Source organism: Neorhizobium huautlense (assembly GCF_030811685.1).
GTDB lineage: Bacteria > Pseudomonadota > Alphaproteobacteria > Rhizobiales > Rhizobiaceae > Neorhizobium > Neorhizobium huautlense_A.
In genome coordinates, this window is record NZ_JAUSRF010000001.1 from 75450 (window position 1) to 100345 (window position 24896).

General features: G+C 60.4%; 19 protein-coding genes. 6 read left to right on the forward strand and 13 right to left on the reverse strand.

Features of this window, described 5'->3' with window-relative positions; translation table 11 throughout:
• Positions 1-39: 39 nt before the first annotated feature.
• The 5 genes from J2T09_RS00280 to J2T09_RS00300 all read right to left on the reverse strand — a co-directional run bounded on the left by J2T09_RS00280 (position 40) and on the right by J2T09_RS00300 (position 6417).
• Complete coding sequence (locus J2T09_RS00280) at positions 40-1200, reverse strand: M20 aminoacylase family protein (protein WP_306829826.1); 1161 nt, start codon at positions 1198-1200, stop codon at positions 40-42.
• Between the two features lie 35 nt (positions 1201-1235).
• The gene (locus J2T09_RS00285) at positions 1236-2903 is read right to left on the reverse strand and encodes an ABC transporter ATP-binding protein (RefSeq protein WP_306829828.1); all 1668 of its coding nucleotides are present in this window, start codon (positions 2901-2903) and stop codon (positions 1236-1238) included.
• Positions 2900-3745: an ABC transporter permease gene (locus J2T09_RS00290; protein ID WP_306830754.1), complete on the reverse strand. Its 846-nt coding sequence runs from the start codon at positions 3743-3745 to the stop codon at positions 2900-2902. The genes J2T09_RS00285 and J2T09_RS00290 overlap by 4 nt, the downstream gene beginning before the upstream one ends.
• Positions 3746-3786: 41 nt before the next feature.
• A complete protein-coding gene (locus J2T09_RS00295) occupies positions 3787-4728 on the reverse strand; it encodes an ABC transporter permease (RefSeq protein ID WP_306829830.1) in 942 nt (313 codons plus the stop codon).
• A gap of 78 nt (positions 4729-4806) precedes the next feature.
• Positions 4807-6417 carry an ABC transporter substrate-binding protein gene (locus J2T09_RS00300; RefSeq protein ID WP_306829831.1) on the reverse strand — a complete coding sequence of 537 codons (1611 nt, stop codon included), beginning with the start codon at positions 6415-6417 and terminating at the stop codon, positions 4807-4809.
• A 384-nt stretch (positions 6418-6801) separates the two neighbouring features.
• Here J2T09_RS00300 and J2T09_RS00305 point away from each other — a divergent pair, with 384 nt between their 5' ends.
• Entirely contained in the window at positions 6802-8370 is a 1569-nt protein-coding gene (locus J2T09_RS00305; RefSeq protein ID WP_306829833.1) for an IclR family transcriptional regulator, read from the forward strand.
• A 47-nt stretch (positions 8371-8417) separates the two neighbouring features.
• Here J2T09_RS00305 and J2T09_RS00310 read toward each other — a convergent pair whose 3' ends face one another.
• The 5 genes from J2T09_RS00310 to J2T09_RS00330 form a co-directional block, all read right to left on the reverse strand.
• On the reverse strand, positions 8418-10463 hold the full coding sequence (locus J2T09_RS00310) for a response regulator (RefSeq protein WP_306829836.1): 2046 nt from the start codon (positions 10461-10463) through the stop codon (positions 8418-8420).
• A 288-nt stretch (positions 10464-10751) separates the two neighbouring features.
• Positions 10752-11726, reverse strand: a complete 975-nt coding sequence (locus J2T09_RS00315) for a magnesium transporter CorA family protein (RefSeq protein ID WP_373458278.1) — start codon at positions 11724-11726, stop codon at positions 10752-10754.
• A gap of 82 nt (positions 11727-11808) precedes the next feature.
• On the reverse strand, positions 11809-12954 hold the full coding sequence (locus J2T09_RS00320) for an Mrp/NBP35 family ATP-binding protein (RefSeq protein WP_306829838.1): 1146 nt from the start codon (positions 12952-12954) through the stop codon (positions 11809-11811).
• 402 nt (positions 12955-13356) lie between these two features.
• Positions 13357-14094, reverse strand: a complete 738-nt coding sequence (locus J2T09_RS00325) for a helix-turn-helix transcriptional regulator (protein ID WP_306829840.1) — start codon at positions 14092-14094, stop codon at positions 13357-13359.
• Positions 14095-14294: 200 nt separating this feature from the next.
• Positions 14295-15095 carry an IclR family transcriptional regulator gene (locus J2T09_RS00330; protein ID WP_306829842.1) on the reverse strand — a complete coding sequence of 267 codons (801 nt, stop codon included), beginning with the start codon at positions 15093-15095 and terminating at the stop codon, positions 14295-14297.
• 122 nt (positions 15096-15217) lie between these two features.
• Between J2T09_RS00330 and J2T09_RS00335 the strand changes: the two genes are divergently transcribed.
• The 5 genes from J2T09_RS00335 (at position 15218) to J2T09_RS00355 (ending at position 19288) form a co-directional block, all read left to right on the forward strand.
• Complete coding sequence (locus J2T09_RS00335; RefSeq protein WP_306829844.1) at positions 15218-15988, forward strand: SDR family NAD(P)-dependent oxidoreductase; 771 nt, start codon at positions 15218-15220, stop codon at positions 15986-15988.
• Positions 15985-16920 carry a 2-dehydro-3-deoxygalactonokinase gene (locus tag J2T09_RS00340; RefSeq protein ID WP_306829847.1) on the forward strand — a complete coding sequence of 312 codons (936 nt, stop codon included), beginning with the start codon at positions 15985-15987 and terminating at the stop codon, positions 16918-16920. Before J2T09_RS00335 ends, J2T09_RS00340 begins: the two co-directional genes overlap by 4 nt.
• A gap of 10 nt (positions 16921-16930) precedes the next feature.
• Positions 16931-17575 carry a 2-dehydro-3-deoxy-6-phosphogalactonate aldolase gene (locus tag J2T09_RS00345; protein WP_306829849.1) on the forward strand — a complete coding sequence of 215 codons (645 nt, stop codon included), beginning with the start codon at positions 16931-16933 and terminating at the stop codon, positions 17573-17575.
• A gap of 3 nt (positions 17576-17578) precedes the next feature.
• Positions 17579-18469 (forward strand): SMP-30/gluconolactonase/LRE family protein, encoded by an 891-nt coding sequence (locus tag J2T09_RS00350; RefSeq protein WP_306829851.1) that lies wholly within the window; start codon positions 17579-17581, stop codon positions 18467-18469.
• A 192-nt stretch (positions 18470-18661) separates the two neighbouring features.
• Positions 18662-19288, forward strand: coding sequence for a PRC-barrel domain-containing protein (locus J2T09_RS00355; RefSeq protein WP_306829853.1), 627 nt, complete (start codon positions 18662-18664; stop codon positions 19286-19288).
• A gap of 83 nt (positions 19289-19371) precedes the next feature.
• Here the strand turns inward: J2T09_RS00355 and J2T09_RS00360 are convergent, their stop codons facing one another.
• From J2T09_RS00360 to J2T09_RS00370, 3 genes are all read right to left on the reverse strand, one after another.
• Complete coding sequence (locus J2T09_RS00360) at positions 19372-21417, reverse strand: NADH:flavin oxidoreductase (RefSeq protein ID WP_306829855.1); 2046 nt, start codon at positions 21415-21417, stop codon at positions 19372-19374.
• A 123-nt stretch (positions 21418-21540) separates the two neighbouring features.
• Positions 21541-22902 (reverse strand): putative bifunctional diguanylate cyclase/phosphodiesterase, encoded by a 1362-nt coding sequence (locus tag J2T09_RS00365; protein ID WP_306829857.1) that lies wholly within the window; start codon positions 22900-22902, stop codon positions 21541-21543.
• 84 nt (positions 22903-22986) lie between these two features.
• Positions 22987-24660 carry a response regulator gene (locus tag J2T09_RS00370; protein ID WP_306829858.1) on the reverse strand — a complete coding sequence of 558 codons (1674 nt, stop codon included), beginning with the start codon at positions 24658-24660 and terminating at the stop codon, positions 22987-22989.
• Positions 24661-24896 lie beyond the last annotated feature (236 nt).

Genomic DNA, 24896 nt, shown 5'->3' on the forward strand with positions numbered 1-24896 from the left:
TTGTCCGAGATGAAAGGAAACAGGCGGAAACTTGCCGTGTCAGACAGCAAGCCGGCGCTCGACGATGCGGGCAAGCAGGCTGGCACCCACCGGCAGGATGCCGTCGTCCAGAACGAAGCCGGGATTATGGACCGGCACATTGCCCGCATGGCCGACCGTGCAATAGACACCCGGCACCTTGTAGAGCATGTCGGCAAAATCCTCGCTTCCCATGATCGGATCGGTCTTGATGTAGACATTGTCATTGCCGACGATATCACGCGCCGCATCGGCAAAACCGTCCACCAGTTCCTCGGTGTTGACGAGGACATCGAAGACGTTGCGGATATCGGTTTCGATCTCGACGCCGAATGTGGCCGCGACACCGGCCGCGATTGACCGCATGCGCTCGCGGATCAGCTCGTTGACCTCGCGATCGAGATAACGGACGGTGCCCGAGATCGTCGCCTCCTCCGGGATGACATTATAGGCTGTGCCCGAATGAATCTGTGTCACCGAAAGGACGGCCGACTTGATCGGCGCGACATTGCGGGAGACGACCGATTGCAGGGCCGATACGAGATGTGTCGCCACCACGATCGGATCCTTGGCAAGCTCAGGCCGCGCGCCGTGGCTGCCGACACCACGGATGCGGATATCAAAGAAATCGGCCCCCGCCATCGCCGGGCCGGGCTTGATGCCGATACGGTAGGGCTCGTCATCCGGCGCATTGTGCAGGCCGTAAATCTCGTCGCAGGGAAAACGCTCAAACAGGCCATCGGCGATCATCGCGCGCGCACCGCCGCAGCCCTCCTCGCCCGGCTGGAAGATGAATACGGCGGTGCCGGCAAAATCGCGGGTTTCGGCGAGATAACGGGCGGCGCCGAGCAGCATGGTCGTATGCCCGTCATGGCCGCAGCCGTGAAAACGGTTCGGCGTTTTCGAGGCGTAACCGAGATTGGTGCGCTCCTCCATCGGCAACGCGTCCATATCCGCCCGAAGACCGATGGTGCGGCCGGCACCCTTTGCACCCTTCAGCACGCCGACGACGCCCGTCTTGCCGATGCCGCGATGCACTTCGATGCCCCAGCTTTGGAGTTGCTCAGCGACGATGCCGGAAGTGCGCACCTCTTCGAAACCGATCTCGGGAAATTGATGGATATCGCGCCGGGTCGCGGTCAGTTCGTCTTTAAAGGCGGCGATTTTGTCCAGAACGGGCATTGTGTATTCCTTGTATGACATTGAAAGCGGAAGGATCAGGCTGCGTTCGTTTCGAGCGGCCGGAAATTGGCAAAATCCCAATGCCGCCCCGGAGCGGCATCGATCAACTGGCGCGTATAGGTGTGCGTCGGGTTCGTCAGCACCGCGTGACCGGTGGCATATTCGACCACCCGCCCCTTCTGCATGACGATGACATCGTCGCAAATCTGTGCCGCCACCCGCAGGTCATGGGTGATGAACAGGATGGCGATGCCGAATTTCTCCTGCATGTCGGCCAGAAGATCAAGAACCTGCGCCTGCACGGACACATCGAGCGCCGACACTGCCTCATCAGCCACCAGCACTTTCGGGTTCATGGCGACGGCGCGGGCAATGGCGATACGCTGGCGCTGGCCGCCGGAAAACTGGTGCGGATAACGTTTGATCGCATCATCCGGCAGCCCGACGATGGAGAGCAGTTCGCGGGCGCGTTTCATCGCTTCCGCTTTCGGGACCCCGTAATTCATCGGTCCCTCGATAATGCTGTCGCCCACGGTGATGCGGGGATTGAGCGACCGGTACGGGTCCTGAAACACCATCTGGATATGCTGGCGATGCGGCTGGATCGCGCGCCGGGAAAAGTCGGCGATTTCCTGGCCGCCGATACGGATCGACCCGGATGTCGGATCGATCAGTCGCATGACGCAGCGCGCCACCGTCGATTTGCCGGATCCGGACTCGCCAACGATACCGAGCGTGCGTCCCTTCTTAAGCGTGAAGGAGACATCCGTCGCGGCCTTGGTGCCGGCCTCGAATTTGCCGAACCAGCCCTTCTTTCCATAGACCTTTTCGAGTTCGGTGATGGACAGCACGACCTCGCTCGAACCGTGCGGTCGCGGCGCCCGCGGAACGAGGCTCGGCACCGATGAGAGAAGTTTTCGCGTGTAATCCCTCAGGGGCTCCGTCAGGATTGCGTCGATTGGGCCGTTTTCCACGACATTGCCGCGATTCATGACATAAACCGTGTCGGCGATCTCGGCCACGACGCCCATGTCATGGGTGATGAAGAGCACGGCCGTGCCCTGCTTTTCCTGCATCTCGTCGATGAGTTTCAGGATCTGCTTCTGGGTGGTCACGTCGAGCGCGGTGGTCGGTTCGTCGGCGATCAGCAGCTTTGGTTTGAGGATCAGCGCCATGGCGATCATGATACGCTGCCGCTGGCCGCCGGAAAGCTGATGCGGATAGGAGCCGAAAATGCGCTCGACATCCGGCAGATGCACCTCACGCATCATCTCCAGCACCGTCTTCTTCTGATCCGATGCCGCAAGCTTCGTATGCTCCTGCAGGACCTCGCAGATCTGCTGGCCGACGGTCAGCACCGGGTTGAGGGCGGTCATCGGCTCCTGAAAAATCATCGCCATGCTTTTCGTGCGCAACGCCCGCATGCGCCCGGCATCCGCTTTCAGCAAATCCTCGCCCTCAAACAGGATTTCGCCACTGCGCGGCTCGAGCGCCTGGCGTGGCAAAAGCCCCATCGCGGCCAGCGAGGTGACGGATTTGCCTGAACCGGATTCGCCGACGAGGCATACGGTTTCGCCGGCCCGGATGCTGATCGAGATGCCGTTCAGGACCGGCGAACTCTTGTCATCGCCGGTCAGGCCGATGACGAGGTCCTTGACCTCAAGAACCGGCGCAGATGTGGGATCGAAGGAAGGCTTGGTCATTTCGCGGCCTCTCTTTTCTTCATGCGCGGGTCGAGCAGATCACGCGCCGTATCGCCCAGCAAATTGATCGACAGGATGCAGAGCGACAGCGCCAGACCCGGCCAGAAGATCAGCTGCGGCGCGATCTGGAAATAGGCCCGCCCCTCGGCCATGATATTCCCCCAGGTCGGTGTTTCGGTGGACACACCGGCGCCGAGGAAGGAGAGGATGGCCTCGGTCAGGATCGCCGAGGCGCAGACATAGGTGCCCTGCACGATCAGCGGTGCAAGCGTATTGGGCATGAGATGCCGCCACAGGATCTTTGGCAGGCTGGAACCGGCCGCGATGGCCGCCTCCACATAAGGCTCTTCGCGCGCCGTCAGCACGACCGAGCGGACGAGACGGACCACGCGCGGGATTTCCGGAACGGTGATGGCGAACATTACGGTCCAGACGCTGGCGCCCGTCAGCGAGACGACGGCGATGGCGAGCAGCAGGCTCGGAATGGCCATCAATGCATCCATGATGCGCATGACGATGGCATCGAGAACGCGGAAAAAGCCTGAGACCAGACCGATGGCAAGGCCGATGCCGACGGAAATCACCGTCGCGCCCAGCCCGATGAACAGCGAGATACGCGCACCGTAAAGAACACGCGAGTAGAGGTCGCGGCCATAGGCATCCGAGCCGAGAAGATAGGCGTCGTTGGCGGGCTTCAGGCGCGCCGAAGGCGTCATCGCCATCGGATCATGGGTGGCAAGCCATGGGGCGGCGATCGCGAAGATCACCGTCAGGGCGAGAACGAGCAAGGCGAGGCCCGGAATGAAAAGGGACTTTTTATGCCGACCCTTCGACCGGAACATGGGAAGGCGCATGGCGGCGCCGAGCAGTGAAGACTGGGCCATCAGTAACGGATCCTCGGGTCGAAGAAGGAATAGGACAGATCGATGATCAGGTTGACGAGGACATAGATGCCGCTCGTGAGAAGGATCATGCCCTGGATGACCGGATAATCGCGCGCCAGAATGGCATCGACGGTGAGCCTGCCGATGCCGGGAATGTTGAAGATGCTCTCGGTCACCACGACGCCGGTGATGAGAAGCGCAAAACCGGTGCCGATGATGGTAAGGACCGGAACGGCGGCATTGCGCAGCGCATGACGGAAAAGAACCGTCTTTTCCTTCAGGCCCTTGGCACGGGCGGTACGCACATAATCCTCGCCCAGAACCTCGAGCACGGAAGCACGGGTCATGCGGGCGATCAGCGCCACGTAGATGGAGGCGAGCGTCAGTGAAGGAAGCACCGCACGCTCGAGAAACGGCCCGATGCCGCGTGTGATACTGCGAAAGCCCTGAACCGGGAACCATTTCAGGTCGATGGCGAAAAACTGGATGAGGATGTAGCCGATGACAAAAACCGGGACCGAAAACCCGACGACCGAGATCGTCATCACCGTATAGTCGATCCATGTTCCGTGTCGCCATGCAGCCAGAACACCGAGCGGAACGGCAATCGCTACCGAAAGGACAATGGTCAGCAGCGCGAGGCTGATGGTCGGCTCTATGTGCTTTGCGATCATGCCGGAGACCGGCGTGTTCGAGATCAGCGAGGTGCCGAGATCACCCTGCATGAGCAGCCAGAACCACGAGAAGAACTGCACGACGATCGGCTTGTCCAGCCCCAGCGAGGTGCGGATGCGCTCAAGCTGTTCCGGCGTTGCCATGTCGCCGGCGATGATGGCGGCGGGATCACCGGGCGTCAGGCGCAGCAGAAGGAAAACGAAAACGGCAACGGTCAAGAGCACCGGGACAGCCGCCAGTATGCGTCGAAAAGTATAGACGAGCATGAGCATCCTCACGTCGGTTTACATCGGGAAGGCGAAGGCGGCATCATGGGCTCGATGCCGCCGTGAGGATCGCGAAAATTAGTCCTCGGTCTTCTCGATGTTCCAGAAGACCGGCACAGGCGATTCCAGCGGGCCGGTGAGGACATTGCGCCAGACGGAGGGCACGTTGTACTGCCCGAGCGGCACGTAGCTGACTTCATCCATGGCATGCGCCTGCAGTTCGTCCGCCGCGGCCTTCTGCTCCTGCGCCGTCTTGGCCGCGATATATTTGGCGCGCAGCGCTTCCATCTTCTCGTCGGTTGCCCAGCCGAAGAAGCCGTTCTTGCCGCGACCGTTGAGCATCGGGTTGTTGAGCGGCGTCATGATTTCGGGAACGATCCAGTTGGTGAAGAACATGTTCCAGCCACCTTCGGCAATCGGCTTCTGGGAGGCGCGGCGGGTGACCACTGTCTGCCAGTCCATCGGCTGAAGCTCGACGGTAAAACCTGCCGCGCGCAGGGCGTTTGCGGCGACGACCGGCTGCGCCTTCGTGGTCGTCACATCGGTCGGCTGCAGGATGACGACGGGCGTTCCGTCATAACCGGCTTCCTTCAGCAGCGCTTTTGCACCTTCGACATCACCCGATCCGGTCAGGGATTCCGAACCCGCGCTGGATTCGAACGGCGTGCCGCAGCCAAAAAACGCGCCGCAAATCGTGTAATATTCCGGATTGCCGATAAATGCGTCGAGCACGTCCTTCTGGTTCATCGCCTTCAGGGCCGCCTGGCGGATCTTCTTGTTGTCGAAGGGAGGGTAGAGAAAGTTCATGCGCCCCATGGTCTGCGAGCCGAGCGGGCTGAGGCGCTTTACCGTCAGTTCGTCATTGCCCTCGACCAACGGCAGAAGGTCGATCGGCGGCGCTTCCAGATAGTCGATTTCTCCTGACTGGATCGCATTCATCGCCGTCTGGGCATCCGGCATGGCTGTCCATTCGACACGGTCGACCTTGACGACCTTGCCGCCGGCCAGCCAGCTCGGCGCTTCCGAACGCGGCACATAATCGGCGAATTTTTCATACACCGACTTCACGCCCGGCTGATATTCCTCCGTGACGAACCTGAACGGGCCGGAGCCAATGAATTCGGTGATCGCGGTGTCCGCCGGGGTTGCGGCAATCCGCTTCGGCATCATGAACGGCACGACCGAAGAGGGCTTTGCCAGCGTCTCGGGAAGATAGGAGAAAGGCTCCTTGAGCTTGAAGACGAATTCCTTCTCGCCGTTGGCGGTCAGGCTTTCGAGCTTGTCGAAGAGCACCTGCCCCGACGTGTCGCGCTTGCCCCAGCGTTCGATCGAGGCAATACAATCCTCCGCCGTGACCGGCGCGCCGTCATGCCATTTCAGGCCGTCGCGCAGGATAAACGTATAGGTCAGACCATCATCGGAAACGGTGTAGCTCGCCATCTGCGGCTGCACCTTGAAATCGGCATCCAGCGCCAAGAGCGTGTCATAGATCATGTAACCATGGTTGCGCACGATATGCGCGGTGGTGATGATCGGATCGAGGATGCGCAGGCCCGAATGCGGCACGGCGACCAGCGTGTTGGCGGACGCATCGGCAGCAAAGCCTGTGACACTGGCGGAAAGCGCAATGCAGGCCGCCGCCAGCATGCCCCTGAACGATCCTGATTTCGAATTGTTGGTGATCTGCATTTCAGCTGTTCCCTTTTTATGATTGGAGATGAAATGCGCGCGCAACATCGCTGCCCGCACTGAGGTCGCCGGACTGAAAATCCTCACAAATGACCGGGCTACCCGCCGACAGGCAGGCAACAGGAAACATCGACGAAAGCGATGTGGCCTCGACCGGAAAGACTATGATTCGTGATTGACTGGATGCTTCAAGACATCAACGGGACGATGCCTTTGACACCGTCTCCCTGCCGTCAGTCGTGACGGGTAATCTCAAAAATATGCTTCACGGCGTCCCCTTATGTTTTTACCGCAATGCGATTGATATTACTGCATTTCGATTATAAAGACCGGGAAAAGGTTGTCAACTTTCTGTCGCAGTGCAGCAAGAATTTCGAGGACTGAATGCCGGAAACGATTGATCGTCGGGCGCGGATTGCCGCGATAGGCAAGGCATTCAGCGTTCTCGAACTGTTTGGGCCGGAAAGCCCGGACCTTCGGATCACCGACATAGCTTCGCGTGCGGACATGAGCCGGTCCAGTGCCCAGCGTCTCGTTCACACGCTTTTGAAATGCGGATGGCTGCATCGCGACGCTTCAGGCACGTTGCTTTCCCTCAGCCACCGAGCAGTCGACCCGGCTTTCGTCTATCTCTCGTGCAATCCGATCATGGATCTGGTCATGCCTTTCGTGGTGGAGCTGAATGCCCGAACGGCCTTGAACTGTGATCTCTGGCTGAGGGACGGCCTCGATCTCGTCACGCTTGCCCGCATTCCTTCCCCGGCGTCGTCGCTGGCGCTTGCGCCCGTCGGCAGCCGCACCAGCCTGACGAGTTCCACGCGCGGCCGGGCATTGCTTTCCTGCCTGTCGCGGCAACGCCTGAACGAAATCCTGCCCGAGCTTGCGCTCAATCCGGGCGACGAACGCGAAAGATTGCTGAAAGACATCGCCAGTGAGCACGAGGCCGGTTACGCGATCGGCGACGAAACGGGCTCAGGCTCGGGAAAGGTCATCGCCGCGGCATTTCTCGGCGCGGATGGAGAACCTCTCGGTGTCTTGAGCCTGTCCGGCGTTCTGGATGCCGCAATCAGCCATGAGGCCGCTGGCCTGCTGCGTCAGACGGCAAACACGATCAACGGCCTGCGTATTTCCGCAACGCCCACCGTCGCGACATTTTACCCCGGATCGCATGTCACATGGGCAGTCTCGCAAACCGAGGACGACCCGCTGGAAATTGCGTCCGTCACCAAGGCACTGCATCTTTTGCAGTTTTTCCACCCCGGCGCACCTCTGCTGACCCTGACGGAGCTTTCGAAAAAAACCGGTTTCCCCATCCCCACCGTACAGCGGATCGTCGATACCTTCATCGACCTGGGCTATCTGGTGCGGCAGGACAAAAACCGCGCCTATCACATCTCCATCCGCTCACTGGATCTTCTCTACCGTTTTCAGATGAGCAGCAATCTGGTTCGTTCGGTCTGGCCGCGTCTCATCCGTTTTCGCGAGGAATGCGGGCTGCGCTGTTCGTTCTGCATTCTGGACGGCACGGAGATCGTGCACCTTCTTCACGTGCAGAGCAGGCCCCACCCGGACTACCGCACCGCCCATCCCGGCCGGCGTTTCCTCGCAGCCTCCTCTTCGGGCGGACGGGCCATGCTGTCCTGGCTGCCGGACGAAGAGATCCGGAAAATCCTGGATGACAGCATGATCGATCCCTTCACCGCCCATACGGTGACCGACAGGGATGCGATTTTTGCGGATATCAAATGCGCAAGCGCCCGCGGCGTGGCATTCACCGACCGGCAGTCGGTTCGCGACGAGGTGAATGTTGCCGCAGCCGTGCGCGGTCCCGATGGTCGCCCCATCGGCGCCATCGTGGTTTCAGCACCCGCCCGAACATGGACGATCGATCGCCTTGAAAAGGAAGTTGTCCCTTCGCTTCTTTCGCACAGCCGAAGCGGCGATTTTTCCTGAAAAACATGCCGCACGAGATTTGAACTTATCGCGCTCGATCACGGCACTCAGCTTTTGGAATGCGCGTCCAGCTTGATGACGTTTGTGAGCTTGGGGGACGATGACCGCGCCGAGGTCAAGGCCTTCAGGAGTTCGGATCGCTCGAACGGCTTCATGACGATGGGCCAGATGACCTTCACGCCGGCTTCCAACTTGTCGCTGTAACCGGTCATCAACACGATCGGCAGATCGGGACGCACTTTCGCCACGCGTTCCGCAAGTTCCATGCCCGACATGACCGGCATCATGATGTCGCTGAGAACGGCATCGATGCGCGGATGTTTCTCGATCAACCTGAGTGCTTCGGCTCCGTCCTGCGCGGTGTAGATCGATGTGACGCTATCCTCCAGTGCGACGCGGGCCGCCTCCAGGGACGCCGGAGTATCGTCCACGATCAGGACATGCGACGGCATGCCGGGGACAACGGCATCATCAGGCTTGGCGACGATTTCCTGCGCCGACTTCGGCAGGTAGATCGTCATCGCGCTGCCATGCCCGCTCAAGCTGGCCACGGTCGCCGTGCCCCCATTCCCCTCCGCAAAGCCGATGACCTGCGTGAGGCCAAGACCGGGTGCGCCATTGGCTTTGGTGGAAAAAAACGGCTCGAAAATACGCTTCAGGTCTGCCGACGCAACGCCCTTACCGGTATCGGTGACGCTCAAGGCCACCATCGGTCCCTTGATCCGTTTATCTTCTGCTGCGCCATCAACGACATTACGGGCGCTGATCGTCACCTGTCCGCCATCGATCATCGCTTCACGCGCATTCGTCAGCAGATTGATCAGGGCAATTTCAAGCCCGATCGGATCGGCATGGATGCCCCAGAGATCGTCCGGAATGCGGACATCCATGACGATGCTGTCGTTCAGCGCCTGCTTCAGGAGCGGCGTCATATCGGCGAGCTTGGCATCCAGTTCCATATGCTCCGCGCCCTGGTTCGAACGGCGGGCAAAGGACAAAAGACGCCGGGTGATCGTTTTGCCGCGGATCACACCTTGCCGCATATTGCCCAAAAGGCGGGTTATTCTTTCTTCATCGCCCCGGCGGCGCTCGATGCCATCGACGCCGGATTGAAAAACCATCAGAAGATTGTTGAAATCATGGGCTGCCTGACCTGTCAGCTTGCCCAGCGCATCCATGCGCTGCCAGTTGGCGAGGCTCTCCCGCTCCGTGTTTCGGGAGCGCAGTTCCCGGTAGAGCAGCACGGCAACAAGGCCGGAAAGAACGATCGTCACGGCCCCGGCACCGATCACAAACATGGCGGCATGCATGGCAGGCTGATCATATTGCGACGATGGAAGCCCGATCTTCACGCGCCAGGCGGTCTCGCCGATCTGCGCCTCGGCCGTGCGCAGCGTAGTGCCATCTGCCAACAGGACCGCGTCATCCTGCACGCTGGCGAATTCCGCAGCGCCCTTGCCCGCAAATTCCGGAGCGCCGGTCGTCGTCACCAGCCGATCCTGACGATCCACCACCCAGGCCGACCAGTCTTTCGGCAAGCCGCCGGCATACAGCATCTGCGTCACCATTTCGGGGCGAATGACTGCCGACAGAACGGCGCGCAAACGATCCTTGCGCGTGATCGGCACCCTGATCGCAAACGCGGCCTTTCCGCCCTTGCCGATCGCAATATTGCCGATCACCGGCTTGCCCGTCTCCAGAAGCCGTTTGTGACTTTCGAGATCGACGATTTCCTTCCGGGAAGAGACGGCAAGCGGCGGATAGGCCAGAACCACCTCGCCCTGCTCGTTCGAGACACGGATCTGCTGCCATTCCGCAATCTGGTCGTTCAGTCGTCGCGCCGTCTCGGCAAAGCTGCTTCGGGAAACCGGAAGATCGAGGCGCGGCGAATCGGCAACGACCGACAGCAACTGCACCTGCGTATCGAGTTCACGCTGGAGAGCACCGGCCAGGATAGCCGCACGTTCTTCCAGCGCACCATCCAGACGACGCTGCTGTTCGTTGATGAAGAACCACCCGATCACGCTGGCCAGAACAAGGGCCGGCAAAAGAGAGGCGCTCAGGAGAAGGAGCGCTGGCCGTGCGTTATTCAAGTTCGGTCCTCAGAAGATGGCAGCGTTAACATTTTAACGCTCCGCGCGGGAGGAACAAGCCAATCAGTGCTCATAGTTCCTTCTACCCACCAGAAAGCATCTGACTACCGGAAAAGACCGGAACGGAAAACACGATAACGTGATATTGGATCGCTTTTCCCATGGTAACGGTAGCCCGCATGCGTCGGATGGGCGCCCAATGCCGGAAAATCACCACGCTCCCGTTCTGCGGCACGGCCTATTCGGCGACACTTTGGCAAACTGATTCTCATCCGCTCGCCCGAGCGATCATAGCCAGCCTTTCCAGCGAAAGAAGAAGAACGGGATGACGGCCGAAAGCACCATGCCAAGCAAAGCCAGAGGGTAACCGATGGTCCAGCTGAGTTCCGGCATATGTTCGAAATTCATGCCATAGATGGAAGCGACCAGCGTTGGCGGCAGAAACACCACGGAAGCAATCGAGAATATCTTGATGATGGCATTCTGTTCGACGCTGATCAGGCCAAGCGATGCATCGAGCAGAAAGCCGATATTGCTGGAAACGAAGCCGGCATGTTCCGACAGCGTGGCGATGTCATGGGCCACCGTCTTGCACAGATCCTCGATTTCCGGGTGGTGGTGGATCTGCGGCACGTTCAGGAGAAAGGTCAGCATGCGCGACAGCGAACCGAGACTGTCGCGCACCTTGCTGATCAGCCGGTGATGGGCGGCGATATCGGCAAGCTTGTCTTCCAGAAATTGCGGCGGACGGCGCGTGGCGCGCGGGCGAAAGATCTCCTTGGACAACTCATCGATATGCACAACGGCGGTTTCGAGGATTTCCGCCGTGCGGTCGGCAATGGTTTCCAGCAGGCGGGCAAGCAGCATCTTGCCCACCCAGGGCGCCTCGGCAGGCTGGCGGCAGAGGGCGGCGGTAAAGAGCTTGAACGACTTTGGATCGGCATACCGTACCGTCACCAGCTTTCCGCCGGTGAGGATGAAGGCGATATCGGTGATCTCTGGCGCTTCGCTATCCGCCTTCCAGACCAGCGAAGCGGTCATGTAGACGGCGTTCTTTTCAATATAGAGACGGCTGGAAGGCTCGAAATCCTTCAGTTCGGCGCGGGTCGGGATCTCGATACCGAGGAGTTGTTCGACATAACGATCCTCTTCGGTCGTCGGATCGAGAAGGTCCAGCCAGACGATGTCTTCACCAAGTGCCGCCGGTTTTTCACTGACGGCGAAAGGCGTTACCGCGCCGTGGGCATGATATGCATTGATCAAGGCAGTTTCTCCACGGCATTACCGGCAACAGATTGGCCATGAACGACCAAGAAAGGAGACTGTTCCCACCCCATCTCCCATCCTATTCAAACACGATGGACGGAGCCTTGCGCTGCGGGCGGCCGGAAACCTGCGCCCAGACGGCGGCGGCAATATCGCGGTAGATCGCAGCGGACGGGCCATCCGGCACGGCGACGACGACCGGCGTACCGGCATCGGAGCGTTCGCGGATTTCCATGGTCAGCGGCACTTCGCCAAGGAAGGGCACGCCGATACGGTCCGCTTCGGCTTTCGCGCCACCATGGCCAAAGATGTCATAGCGGTTGCCGGTATCGGGGGCGAGGAAATAGCTCATGTTCTCGACAATGCCGAGAAGCGGGATTTCCACCTTGCGGAACATGTTGACGGCCTTGCGGGCATCGATCAGCGCCAGATCCTGCGGCGTGGAGACGATGACGGCGCCGGCCAGCGGCACCTGCTGCGCCATGGTGAGCTGCACATCGCCGGTGCCGGGCGGCATGTCGACGACGAGCACATCGAGATCGCCCCAGGCGACTTCACGCAGCATCTGCAGAAGCGCCGACTGCACCATCGGGCCACGCCAGATCATCGCGGTTTCCTCATCCACGAGGAAACCCATGGACATGGCTTTCAGGCCATAGTTTTCCATCGGCTTGATGTATTTGCCATCGATCTGCTCGGGACGGCCGGAGATCTTCAGGAGGCGCGGCACCGAGGGGCCATAGATATCGGCATCGAGAAGGCCGACGCGCAGACCGTTGGCCTGCAGGCCCAGCGCCAGGTTGACGGCGGTGGTGGACTTGCCGACGCCACCCTTGCCGGAAGCCACCGCAATGATGGCGCCGACGCCGGGCACACCGGATTTGGCAGACCTGGGCGCACCACCGGCGGGCGGGTGTGCGTGGCCACCTGCCGGAGCGGAAGGAGCCGGGCGCGGCGACGGAGCGGACCCGGCCTTGCGATCGGCTGTCAACGTGGCCAGCACGCCTTTCACGCCCGGGATCGTCTTGACGATCTTTTCGGCGGCAGCGCGCAATGGCTCAAGCTCCTTGGCACGCTCGGCCGGCACGCTGACGGAGAAATACACTTTTGCATCGGAGATGAAGACATCCGAGACGATGCCGAGCGAGACGATATCGCCTTCCAGATCCGGCCCGCGCACTTTTGAGAGCGTCTCCAGAACCTGTTCCTTGGTGACTTCTGCCATGGTCGACCTCTTCCTCATTCCACATGCCGGGTTAGGCCCCGTCGCTATACAGACCGGCTTATAGGTCGTGATTGTCCGGAAGCAAATAAAGGAGATCGGCCAAATAAACAGACCGACAAAAAAGAACCGCCGCCGGTTGCCGCGCAATGCCATTTCAGGCGCGCTGGAAACCGACGGCGGCTCTTCTCTCTTGTCGCGCCTCTTGGTGCGCTTCCAGTCCCCTCTGGACCTGCAAGGAATAATGCAGGGATCATGCCAGTTTGTTCAATAGCAAAAATTGCCTTTGAATTCAGAAAGTTAATTCCGACGGACTGTCGCCTTTCATTTGTCGGCGATGATGCACTGCGGGATGCGTCTGTTTTTTAAGCAGAATGCTGCTTTATGCTGCGGCGCACACGAACTCTATTTGATCAATCCTACCCGAAGCGCTTTTGCGACTGCCTGTGTACGATTGACTGTATCGAGCTTCTTGGTCGCTCGGTTGAGATAGTGGTTCACGGTATGCTCGGACAGGCCCAGAATGCCGGCGATCTCACTGCTGGTCTTGCCGGCGGCGGTCCAGTTGAGACAATCGAGCTCGCGATCGCTCAGTTGTTCGGTGACGCGGACATCGAGACTGCGGATATCGGACAGGCGCTCGAACACGTGGACGGAGACATAGGTCAGCTCCATCATCTGCTGTTTCGAAAAGGCCGGGCCATCGCCGATGATCGAGACGACGCCGCGATGACCGGCAATATCGCTGACCGGGAAATAGGCACCCCGGACCAGATTGAACCGCTCGAACATGGCCTTGGCGACGGCATTGCCGCTGGCCTTGGTGACCTGATCGAGATCATAGGCAAAAGGGACGGACGTGCGGCGCAGCTTGCGCACCAGCGTGCTGGTGGGCAGCATCTTTGCCTGATCGAAGGCGGCCAGCAACTCGGCCGGCCAATTGGTGATGATGGTGTTGCCCGCAAGCTCCGTGGCCGTCGCGGCCGGCAGGTTCATCACCATGAAGGCACGCTGCCGATAGGTTTCCGTCAGCCGCTTCATGAAACGGAAGACGTCAAACTGTGTTTTCAGTGCAGGAATTTCGGTAATATCGACGCCCTCGGCGGCAGATGCGCCCAGATTTTCCATTTCGACTTGTCTCATTTCTTGTCTTTTCGCTGTCGCATGGCCACGCAAAACCTGTGGCCAGACCCTAAGCGCCCCCATTCGACTTCCGGTCAGCTCGTCACGAAACGATTAATCACTCTCTTCGCAATACAATCGACAATGATGACACATGATTAGATTTGCAAACATTTGTTGCAATCTTTCCGTTAACATTACGGGGAATTGATTGGATAGGGTTATCGTCGCGGCGCCAACCCGGCCTGGACATCCCGCATGATCGCTTCTGCGGCGACAAGAAGCGGACCCGACCAGAGATCCAGCATGCCATCACCGATACGATAGGCCGGGGCGGTGACGGACACACCGGCAAGAATATTCTGCTCGGGCACGTGAATGGAGGCAGCCACGCAACGAATGCCCGGTTGATGTTCTTCCAGATCATAGGCAAAACCGCGTTGCCGGATTTTGCCGAGATCGGCAACGAGCGACGAAAGATCGGCATGCGTGGTTTCGGTAAACCGTTCGAACTGCACGGCTTCGAGACGCGCCCGGACGTCCTCATCCGCCAGCATCGCCAGCGCCGCCTTGCCGACGCCGGTGCAATAAGCCGGTGAGGCATTGCCGATCAGCGAATGCATGCGCACCGCCTGGCGCGCCTCCACCTTGTCGAGATAGATCACCTCCGCCCCGCGCAACAGTGCCAGATGCACGGTTTCGCCCGTCGCATCGTGCAGCACCTGCAGATGCGGAGCCGCCAGTTGCCGGAACTCGTTGCGGGACCAGGCGCGCGCCGCAAACCGCAGCAGGCGCAGGCCCGGCACGTAAGCGCCGTCACCATTCGTCTCGAGCAGCCCCTCCTCCACCAGATGTTTCAACTGCCGGTGAAGCGTGCCGCGCGGGTGGTCCGACGCATTGAGAATATCGGTAAAGCGCAGCGGTTCGGCAGCATCGGCAACCAGCGCGACAAGCGCCATCGCCTTGCCGAGCGTGCCGGTATCGGCTGCCGAAACCGATTTCTCTTTGAGGTTCCCCGTCATGTCCTGCTGTGTGGCCCTTGCCGCCTTGACAATTTTTTCTCCATAGCGGACTTATTCCAAATAATCAAACCATGTTCCATCTAATGGAACCAGTTGTTTAAATTGGCTCTGTGGAGGAGACAGTGTCGGCAGTGCTTTTGCATTTTCACGATCTCGCCGGACGCGGTGTGCTGATCACCGGCGGCGGCACCGGCATTGGCGCAGCACTGACATCTGCCTTTGCCGCGCAAGGCGCGCGCATAGCCTTTATCGATATCGCCGTGGAGGAAAGCCGGGCGCTGGCGAAAGAATTGTCGGCAACGTCAGAGCATCCGGTGCATTTTATCGAGGCCGATCTTTCCGACGTTTTTGCTGCGCAGGCCGCGGTGAAGGAGGCTGCAGCCCTGCTCGGCCGGCTGGACGTGCTGATCAACAATGCCGCGCGCGACGATCGACAAGATTTGGAAACAGTCAGCGAGGCGGACTGGGACGGCAGCCTGGCGGTGAACCTGAAGCCGGTGTTTTTCACATCGCAGGCAGCGGTACCGTTCATGCGCGAACAGGGCGGTGGCGCGATCGTCAACTTTTCGTCGATCGCCTTCATGCTGAACATGGGCGAACTGCCTGCCTATGCCACCGCCAAGGCCGGAATTTTAGGCCTCACCAAAAGCCTTGCCGGCCGGCTGGGGCCTGACAATATCCGCGTCAACGCCATATTGCCGGGCATGATCGTCACCGAACGACAGAAGCGCTTATGGCTGACGGATGCGTCGATTGCCGCGATGATCGAGCGCCAGTGTTTGAAGCGCATGCTGGTGGCCGAGGATCTTGTCGGTCCGACCCTGTTTCTGGCGTCATCGGCATCCGCTGCCATGACCGCCCAATGGATTATCGTCGATGGAGGAATTTTGTGACCACATCTCCCGCCTATGCCGCCGTTGACTGGGGCACCAGCAGTTTTCGTCTGTGGCTGATCGATGCTGGAGGCCAGGTACTTGGCGAGCGCCGCAGCGGCGAAGGCATGACTACGGCTGCAAAAGCCGGTTTTTCCGAAATTCTCGAAGGGCATCTCGATGCACTTGCAGCGCCGAAAAACCTGCCGGTGATCATCTGCGGCATGGCCGGTGCGCGGCAGGGCTGGGTGGAAGCCGGTTATGTGGATGTGCCCGCCGCCCTGCCAAAAGTGCTGACGGCCGCCGCCATCGTGCCCAATCAGAAGCGCGATATTCGCATCCTGCCCGGCATTGCCCAGCGCGGCGCGAGCCCGGATGTGATGCGTGGCGAAGAAACCCAGCTGCTTGGCGCGCGCGATCCGTCGGTTTCCGGTGAACAGCTGTTCTGCATGCCCGGCACACATTCGAAATGGGTGCGGCTGACCGGCGAGACGGTGACGGGTTTTGCCAGCTTCATGACCGGCGAACTGTTCGACGTCATTTCGAAAAACTCGATCCTGCAACATGCCCTGACCGATGCCGGCAGCTTTGACGGCAGTCACCCGGTGTTTCTGGCGGCGATCAAGGCCGTCTTCGCACAGCCGGCCCGCGCCACCAACCTGGTCTTCACCGTGCGTTCCGGCCAGTTGCTCGACGGGCTGGATGCGACCGGTGCGGCCGCGCGTCTGTCCGGGACACTGATCGGCGCGGAAATCGCAGGCGGCATGGCGGATGGCTGGCAGCGCAAGAAACTCGATGCGCCGATCCGGCTGATCGCCTCCGGCCGCCTTCAGGGCCTGTACGAAGCCGCCTTCGATGCGCTGAACCTACCATACAACACGATCGACGCCGATGAAGCGGTACGCCGCGGCCTTTCGCAGGCGGCAAAAACCGTTTTCGGCGGCAACACTTAAGGACATGACCATGACCCGAGTTCCCTTCCCAAAAATGCAGCGGCCGCTGGTGGCCATTTTGCGCGGCCTTAAACCCACCGAAGCCGTCGCCGTGGTCGGCACGCTGATCGAGGCCGGTTTTACCGCCATCGAAATCCCGCTCAATTCGCCCGAACCGTTCCGCTCCATCGAGATGGCCGCAAAAATCGCGCCGGCCGATGTGCTGATCGGTGCCGGAACCGTTCTGACCATCGAGCAGGTCCATTCGCTGGATGACGCCGGCGGCAGGCTGATGGTCAGCCCGAATGTCGAGCCGGCGGTGATCGAAACCGCAAGCGCCAAGGGCATGGTGACCCTTCCCGGCGTCTTCACCGCAACGGAAGCGCTGGCCGCCGCCCGCGCCGGTGCGACGGGTCTGAAATTTTTCCCGGCGAGCGTGCTCGGACCATCGGGCATCAATGCCATGCGTGCCGTATTGCCGCCGGAACTGGTGATCGCGGCTGTCGGCGGCGTGTCGGATGCCAATTTCGGCGAATATGTCGATGCCAACATTCTGGCCTTCGGCCTCGGCTCCAGCCTCTACAAACCGGGCATGACGGCGGAAGACGTGGGCGAACGCGCCCGCCTGACCATTAACGCCTACGATGCGGCCATCGCGGCGAAAAAGGGAGGCTGAGGCATGACGGCGCAAAACATCCCGTTCAAGGGCTCGGTGCTTTCATCCGCCGGCAGTGAACTCGGCGAAGGCCCGACCTTCGATCCGCATACCGGCAAGGCCTGGTGGTTCAACATCGTCGGCAAGGAACTGCATGAACTCGATACGGAAACGGGCGAAACCCGCGTTCACCCACTGCCCTTCATGGGCAGCGTGCTTGCCCGCATCGATGCCGGCCGGCAGCTGATCGCGACCGATCGGGGGCTGGTCATTCGCGATACGGTGAGCGGCGAATTTTCGCCCTATCTCGAACTGGAAGCCGACAAACCCGGCAACCGTTCCAATGATGGCCGCGTACACCAGTCCGGCGCGCTCTGGATCGGCACCATGGGGCGAAAGGCCGAAGAGGGTTCGGGCGCCATCTACCATGTCGCCAGGGGCAAGGTGACAAAACTTTACGGCAATATCAGCATCACCAATGCTATCTGCTTTTCGCCGGATGGCACGATCGGTTATTTCGTCGACACGAAGATCAACAGGCTGATGCGGGTAGATCTCGATGCCGCCACAGGCCTACCGACCGGCGAGCCATCGGTGCTGATCGACAACCATGGCAAGCCCGGCGGCATGGACGGCGCCGTCTGCGATGCCGAAGGAAAAATCTGGAACGCCCGATGGGGCGCCGGTGTGGTGGACAGCTATGCGCCAGATGGAACATTGTTGGCGCGTTATGCAGTGCCGGTGAAACAGCCGAGCTGCCCGGCCTTTTTCGGCAAAGACGCAGACCGGTTGCTGACGACATCGGCATGGCAGGGCATGGACGATGAGGCCCGCAAGGCAGACCCGAAGGCCGGCAACCTGATCGATCTCGGCATCACCGTCAAAGGCCGTTTCGAGCCGGATTACATTCTCTGAACTTTCTACCAAAGGTAGATTTCACTTGAGAAGCATAACATGCGGGGCAAGCAATTGTTCCGCATGTTTTCGCCTATTTTTTAGTCATTAAAATCGGAACCAATTACCGGCTCTAGCCATTCTCCTGTCGATCCGGCGCAGCGAAAAGATGAAAAAACGCTGTGTCTTCAACGAGAGAAAGGCAGGTTTGATATGAGCAAGATCTTTACCACGATGGCAGCCGCCGCCCTGATGGCATCCACCGCGATTGCTCCGGCATTCGCCCAGACAACCGCGCCGGCCCCTGCGGCTCCCGCTGAACAGTCGGCCCCGGCGACCCCGGCCGATCCGATGGCAAAGCCGGCAGCGCCTGCTGCAACGTCTGCTGATGCCGGCGCCGCTTCCGGTACCTATCTGACCGAACAGGCTGCCACCCAGGTTGCCGCCAGCGATTATATGGGTAAGTCGATCTACAATGCCGAAGACAAGAGCATCGGTGATGTGAACGACCTGATCCTCGAAGAAAACGGCGGCGTTGTCGCAGCCGTGGTCGGTGTCGGTGGTTTTCTCGGTATCGGTGAAAAGAACGTCGCCATTCCGATGGACAAGCTGACGGTGACACGTGAAGACAACAGCGTGCGCCTGACCACCACCGAGACAGCGGAATCGCTGCAGTCGGCACCGAAATTCATGACGCTGGCCGAACAGCAGACTGCCGCCACCTCGGGCACGGATGCAACGACCACGTCGTCGACCGCACCGGCCCCCATGACACCCGCAGCGCCGGGTGCGGCTCCGGCCGATGACGCCACTACTCCGGCAACGCCTGCCAAGCCATAACGGCTTGAGGCTGGACCGGGGGACCCGTTATCGGTTCCATCTGAAGGGCGATGCCTTGCGCATCGCCCTTTTTCGCGCCTACTTCACAACAACGAACACATCCGCAACGCATCATAGATCGACGCATGAATGTTGCGGCTCGACACCGCGTCACCGATGCGGATCAGATCGAATGCCGCATTCGGCACCGTCTGCGGCAGGGGCGCGCGCCGCTCGATCAAAGCCGGATAATCCACCGCCCCCAGATTGCGCGACAATGGTTTCAGCGCCCGGTAGAGCTCGTCATTGGCCGTGGTGCCATGTTCGGCCACCACCTGCGCCACCCGCCGTTCCACCCGCACATCCGGCGCAAATTCCGATGACAGCACCGCCACCAGAACATTGCCATCACGCCGCACCGCATAAAGACGGGTGTTGATCGTTACCCGCACGTTCCTTTCGGCAAAAATGCGGGCATAGGGCACATGGTTCATGCCGCCCATTTCCGGCGCAAAGAACCGCTCTGGCGAAACGACCTCCAGTTCCGAACCGGCGCGGGCAATCACTTCGGCTGCGCTCATGCCCTGATGGCCGCCATTGTCATCGAACAAAAGCACTGTTTCGGCCGGCTTCACCGCACCCGCCAGAATGTCCCAACTGGAGGTCAAAAGCTCCTCGCCCGCCTCGACCTCCGGAAACTGCGCCAGACCGCCGGTCGCGACGATCACCAGATCCGGCTCAAGCGCCAGAACATCCTCCGCCTCGGCATAGGTATCGTAGGCAATCGTCACGCCCAGCCGGTCGAGTTCGGCCAAACGCCAGTCGATGATGCCGACCATTTCGCGGCGGCGCGGATTGCGGGTCAAAAGATTGACCTGACCGCCCGCCTCCCCCGTCGCCTCCAGCACGGTGACGGCATGGCCGCGTTCGGCGAGAACGCGTGCCGCCTCCAGCCCTGCCGGACCGGCACCGATGACCACGACATTGCGGGACTTCTGCGCCGTGTCGATCCGGTGCGGCATGATCGCCTCGCGGCCCGTCGCGGCATTGTGGATGCAGAGAGCCTCGCCGCCTTCATAGATGCGGTCGAGACAGTAGGTGGCGCCGACACAGGGGCGGATGCGCGCCTCTTCCCCCGCCATCACCTTGGCGACGATATGCGGATCGGCGATATGGGCGCGTGTCATGCCGACCATGTCGAGTTTTCCCTCGGCAATGGCATGGCGGGCGGTGGCGACATCGGCGATGCGGGCGGCGTGGAAGACCGGGAATTTCGTGGCCGCACGCACCTCTCCGGCAAAATCCAGATGTGGCGAGGCCGGCATGCCCTGAATGGGGATGACCTCATTCAACGCCGCATCATGCTCCAGATGGCCACGGATGAGATTTAGGAAATCGATCTTTCCCGTATCGACAAGACATCGGGCAATCGCCAGGCCGTCCTCCTTCGACAGCCCTTTGTCCCAATCCTCATCGGCCACCATGCGGATGCCGACGATGAAATCGGGGCCGACGACCTTGCGCACGGCATCGATGATCAGGTGGGTGAAACGCAGCCGGTTTTCCAGCGATCCGCCATATTCATCCTGCCGCCGGTTGGTGGCCGGCGACCAGAAATGATCGGTGAGATGGCCATAGGCTTCCAGTTCGATGCCATCCAGCCCTGCCGCCTGCATGCGCTGCGCCGCATCGGCATAATCGGACACGATGCGGGCGATATCCCAGTCCTCGATCTCCTTCGGAAAGGAGCGATGGGCCGGTTCGCGGATCGGCGAAGGAGCCAGAACCGGCAGCCAGTCGCCCTTGTTCCAGTTGGTGCGGCGACCGAGATGGGTGAGCTGGATCATGACGGCCGTGCCGTACTCATGACAGTCGTCGGCCAGCTTTTTCATCCACGGCACGATCTCGTCGCGATAGGCATGCAGGTTGCCGAAGGCGGGCGGGCTGTCGCGCGAGACGATGGCGGAACCGGCCGTCATGGTGAGCGCTATGCCGCCCTTTGCCTTTTCGCGATGATAAAGCCGATAGCGGTCGGTCGGCATGCCGCCTTCGGAATAGGCCGGTTCATGCGCGGTGGACATCACCCGGTTCTTGAGGGTCAGATGTTTCAACTGAAAAGGCTGAAGCAGCGGATCGTTGGACACGGGCATGCCATTCTCCCCTCACCGTCACGGATGAAGAGATAATCACGGACATGGCGCATGATGGCGAGTGCTGCGCGCGGCGCAAACTATCCTCACAGCGTCAGATTGTGATGGGGAGGAGAAACCGTGTCAGGCGGTGACGCGTTCGATACGTGCGAATTCGCGATAATGTGCTTCGAGATATCTGAGCGTTGCCATGCTGTCCGCCGGTCTGCCGTAATAATAGCCCTGGCCCATGCCGCAACCCAGCGCCTTCAGCTTCTCAGCCTCCGACAATTCCTCGATGCCTTCTGCTACAACCTGCAGGTCGAGGCCATCACACATGGCGACGATGGCCTTGATGATGTGTTCGGAGGCGCGGTCGGTGGTAATGCGCGAGACGAAGGCGCGATCGATCTTGACCTTGTCGAAGGTGAAATCGCGAAGCCGTCCGAGACTGGACTGGCCGGTGCCAAAATCGTCGAGCGAGATGCGTACGCCGGCCTGTCTAAGCTCGGTGATGATGCGATGGGCCGTATCGGCCGATGTCATCACCGCGGTTTCGGTGATTTCCAGTTCGACGCGGTTGGGATCGAGACCGACGCGGGCGAGTGTCGCCAGCATGTTTTGTGCCGTGCTCGGGTCCATCAGCTGTGCCGAGGACAGATTGAAGGACAGAAACAGTTCGCGCGGCCATGATAGCGCCGCTTCCGCCGCCTTGCGCAGCAGCGTTTCCGACAGCGCATCGATAAAGCCGCGCTCTTCGGCCAAAGGCACGAAAGCGGCGGGAGACACAAAACCGAGATCGGGATCGATCCAGCGGGCCAAGGCCTCGAAACCGAGGACGGCGCCATCGCGCAGGCGCACGATCGGCTGAAAATGCACGTCTACCGCATCGGCGATGATGGCATTGCGCAGCGCCTGCTCCAGCTGCGTGGCGCGTTTCATCTCCTGCGCGATTTCCTGGGAATAGACGGTAATCTGGCCGCGGCCGCGACGTTTGGAGCGATAAAGCGCGGTCTCGGCGCTTTTCAGGAGGTCCTCGAACTCCTCGCCGGCAAAGGGATAGATGGCAAAACCGAAGGAGGAGGATAGGCGCACATTGCGGTCGCCGAGATCGTAAGGGGCCGAAAGCACGTCCTTGATCATCTGGCCGATGCGCTCGGCACCGTTCTTTTCGAAGACCAGCGGAAACACGAAGGCGAATTCGTCGCCGTCATGACGGGTGACAGTGGCGCCATCCGGAATGCAGGCCTTGAGGCGATGCCCTACCTGACAGAGGATTTCGTCGCCCGCTTCGGCACCAAAAAGGTCGTTGATCGGTTTGAAACCGTCGAGATTGGCGATGCAGATGGCAAAAGGGGCAGGATCATCGGCGCGCTCAGCCGCCAGCATGCGCACCTTGTCGCGCATCCGGTAACGATTGCCGAGGCCCGTCAACGGATCGCTATAGGCCATGGCCTGCAACTCGTTCTGGCTGACCTGAGGCAACTGGGCGCCTGCCAATTTCATTTCATGATCCCGTATCACCTTTAGGCAGAAAGGAGGATGAGACGAAAAGATTAAGAAAACCGTAGCGTGCGCATGCACGGCTGATCAAACAGCGAGAATATCCGGGTTTTCGTCATCGGCTCGTTGCCCCAGACCGAGAGCATTGAACACGGCTTCGACAGCATCGCTGCTGACCGGCTTGATGATGACCGCATCCATGCCGGCCTGCTGGCATTGTTCGCGGTCGTTTTCGAAGGCTGGTTGCAACACGCCGATGACAACCGTGGCATTGGCACTGCCCTCCAGCTCGCGGATGCGACGTGTCGCCTCGAAACCGTTCAGCGTCGGCAGCGTGATATCCATCAGCACGGCGCGTGGCCGCTGCTCCTGCCAGATCCGCACCGCTTCCTCGCCATCGGTGGCGATGACGTACCGATAACCCAGGCCTTCGAGGATTTGTGAAAAGACGATCTGGTTGACGGCGTTGTCTTCGGCGACGAGCACGTCGATCAAGGACTGGCCTTCGATCTGCCAGTCGTCGCCGGCATCACCATCATCAGCCAGTTCGTCCAGCCCCTGCGGGCGCTCGGCGAAATGACGGCTGAGCGCCGGCATCAGGTCACCGAGCAAAATTGCAGGTCCAAGCGCCAGAACGGCGATGCCGTATGCCTTCGTCACCCTGGCGGCATCTGCCCGAATGGCTGGTTCGCACAAAACCAGATCGACACCAACATTTGCTTCGGCTGCGATGTCGAGAAAGATTTCCAGCTCCGCGACATCGACCACACGCGAACAATCGAGGCCGGAGGCCCGCAGGGTATCAAGCGTATCCGATGCCAGCGCGTCATTGGCCGTTACCAGCAGAATACGGCTTGCGGCAGGGACTGGCGGCAGGGCAGCTGCAGCAGCTTCGTCACTGATGCCGGAAACGGAGAAATCCAGGCTTGGCACCGGTTCGCCTTCCGGCGCTGCAAACTCGGCCTCGGCAAGGGCGGAAATATCGTTGATGACCGACACGACGAAATACCGGCCCGGTTTTCCGATGCGGTAACGGCTTGTGACGATCGAAGCTTCGCGACCGTCGGCGCGGATCATCTGTTCCGGCGTAACCAGTGCCGCACCGGTTTCCATGACCTGACGGGCGGGATCATCCAGCCGCTCGACGAAATCGTTCTTGTGCAGGTCGGACAGGCGGCGACCGAGAATGGCGGTGGCCGGCAGACCATAGAGATCGCAGGCGGCCTTGTTGACGGCGACGAACTGGAAATTGCGGTCCTTGACGAGGATCGGCACCGGCAGATTGTCGAGGATATCCTCGGTGACCTGCACGCGCTCCAGATCGGCACGCCACTGGTCCTCGCGCTTCTTGGTTTCCGACACGTCGCGGACGATACAGATGCCATAACCCGACGACAGGCGGCGCTTGTTGTAGGAGATCCAGCGCTCCGGCCCGCAGCGGTCCAGCGTTTCCGAGCGTTCCTTCCACAATGTTGCGATCTGCTCGGCCACCCAATCCTCGCGCGGCAGATGCGAGCGGTGCGGCCGTGACAAGGCATCGCGCCCGGCAAGCCTGCCGGCATCGTAGATGGAGCCGAAGAAATCCCGCATGCGACCGCCGGCGACGGGCATGTTGTTCGGGAAAAAATTGCGCAATTGCGGGCTGACAAACAGAATGAGGTCGTTGCGGTCATAGAGAATAAACGCGCCCGAAATTGCATCGGAAACGACGTCCATCATGGCGAATTGAATGTTTGCGTCCTTGGACGTCAAATCATTCATCAAAACGACTCCTGCACCCCATACACGCTCCGGCAAAGGCCGGAACGCAGAACCTGTCGATCATCTGCGCCCTTGCCTCTCTGCGCGATCATGACGATCCTGATGGATCGTGTATCGGCGGTTCAGGTTCGGGCTTCCCCTTCGGTCGAAGGCCTCGGGAAAGAGAACGGCAGGCATTACACCCGGCCCAGACCTAGCGCTTTTGTCTTAAAGTCGAATTAATCGTCGGATTTCTA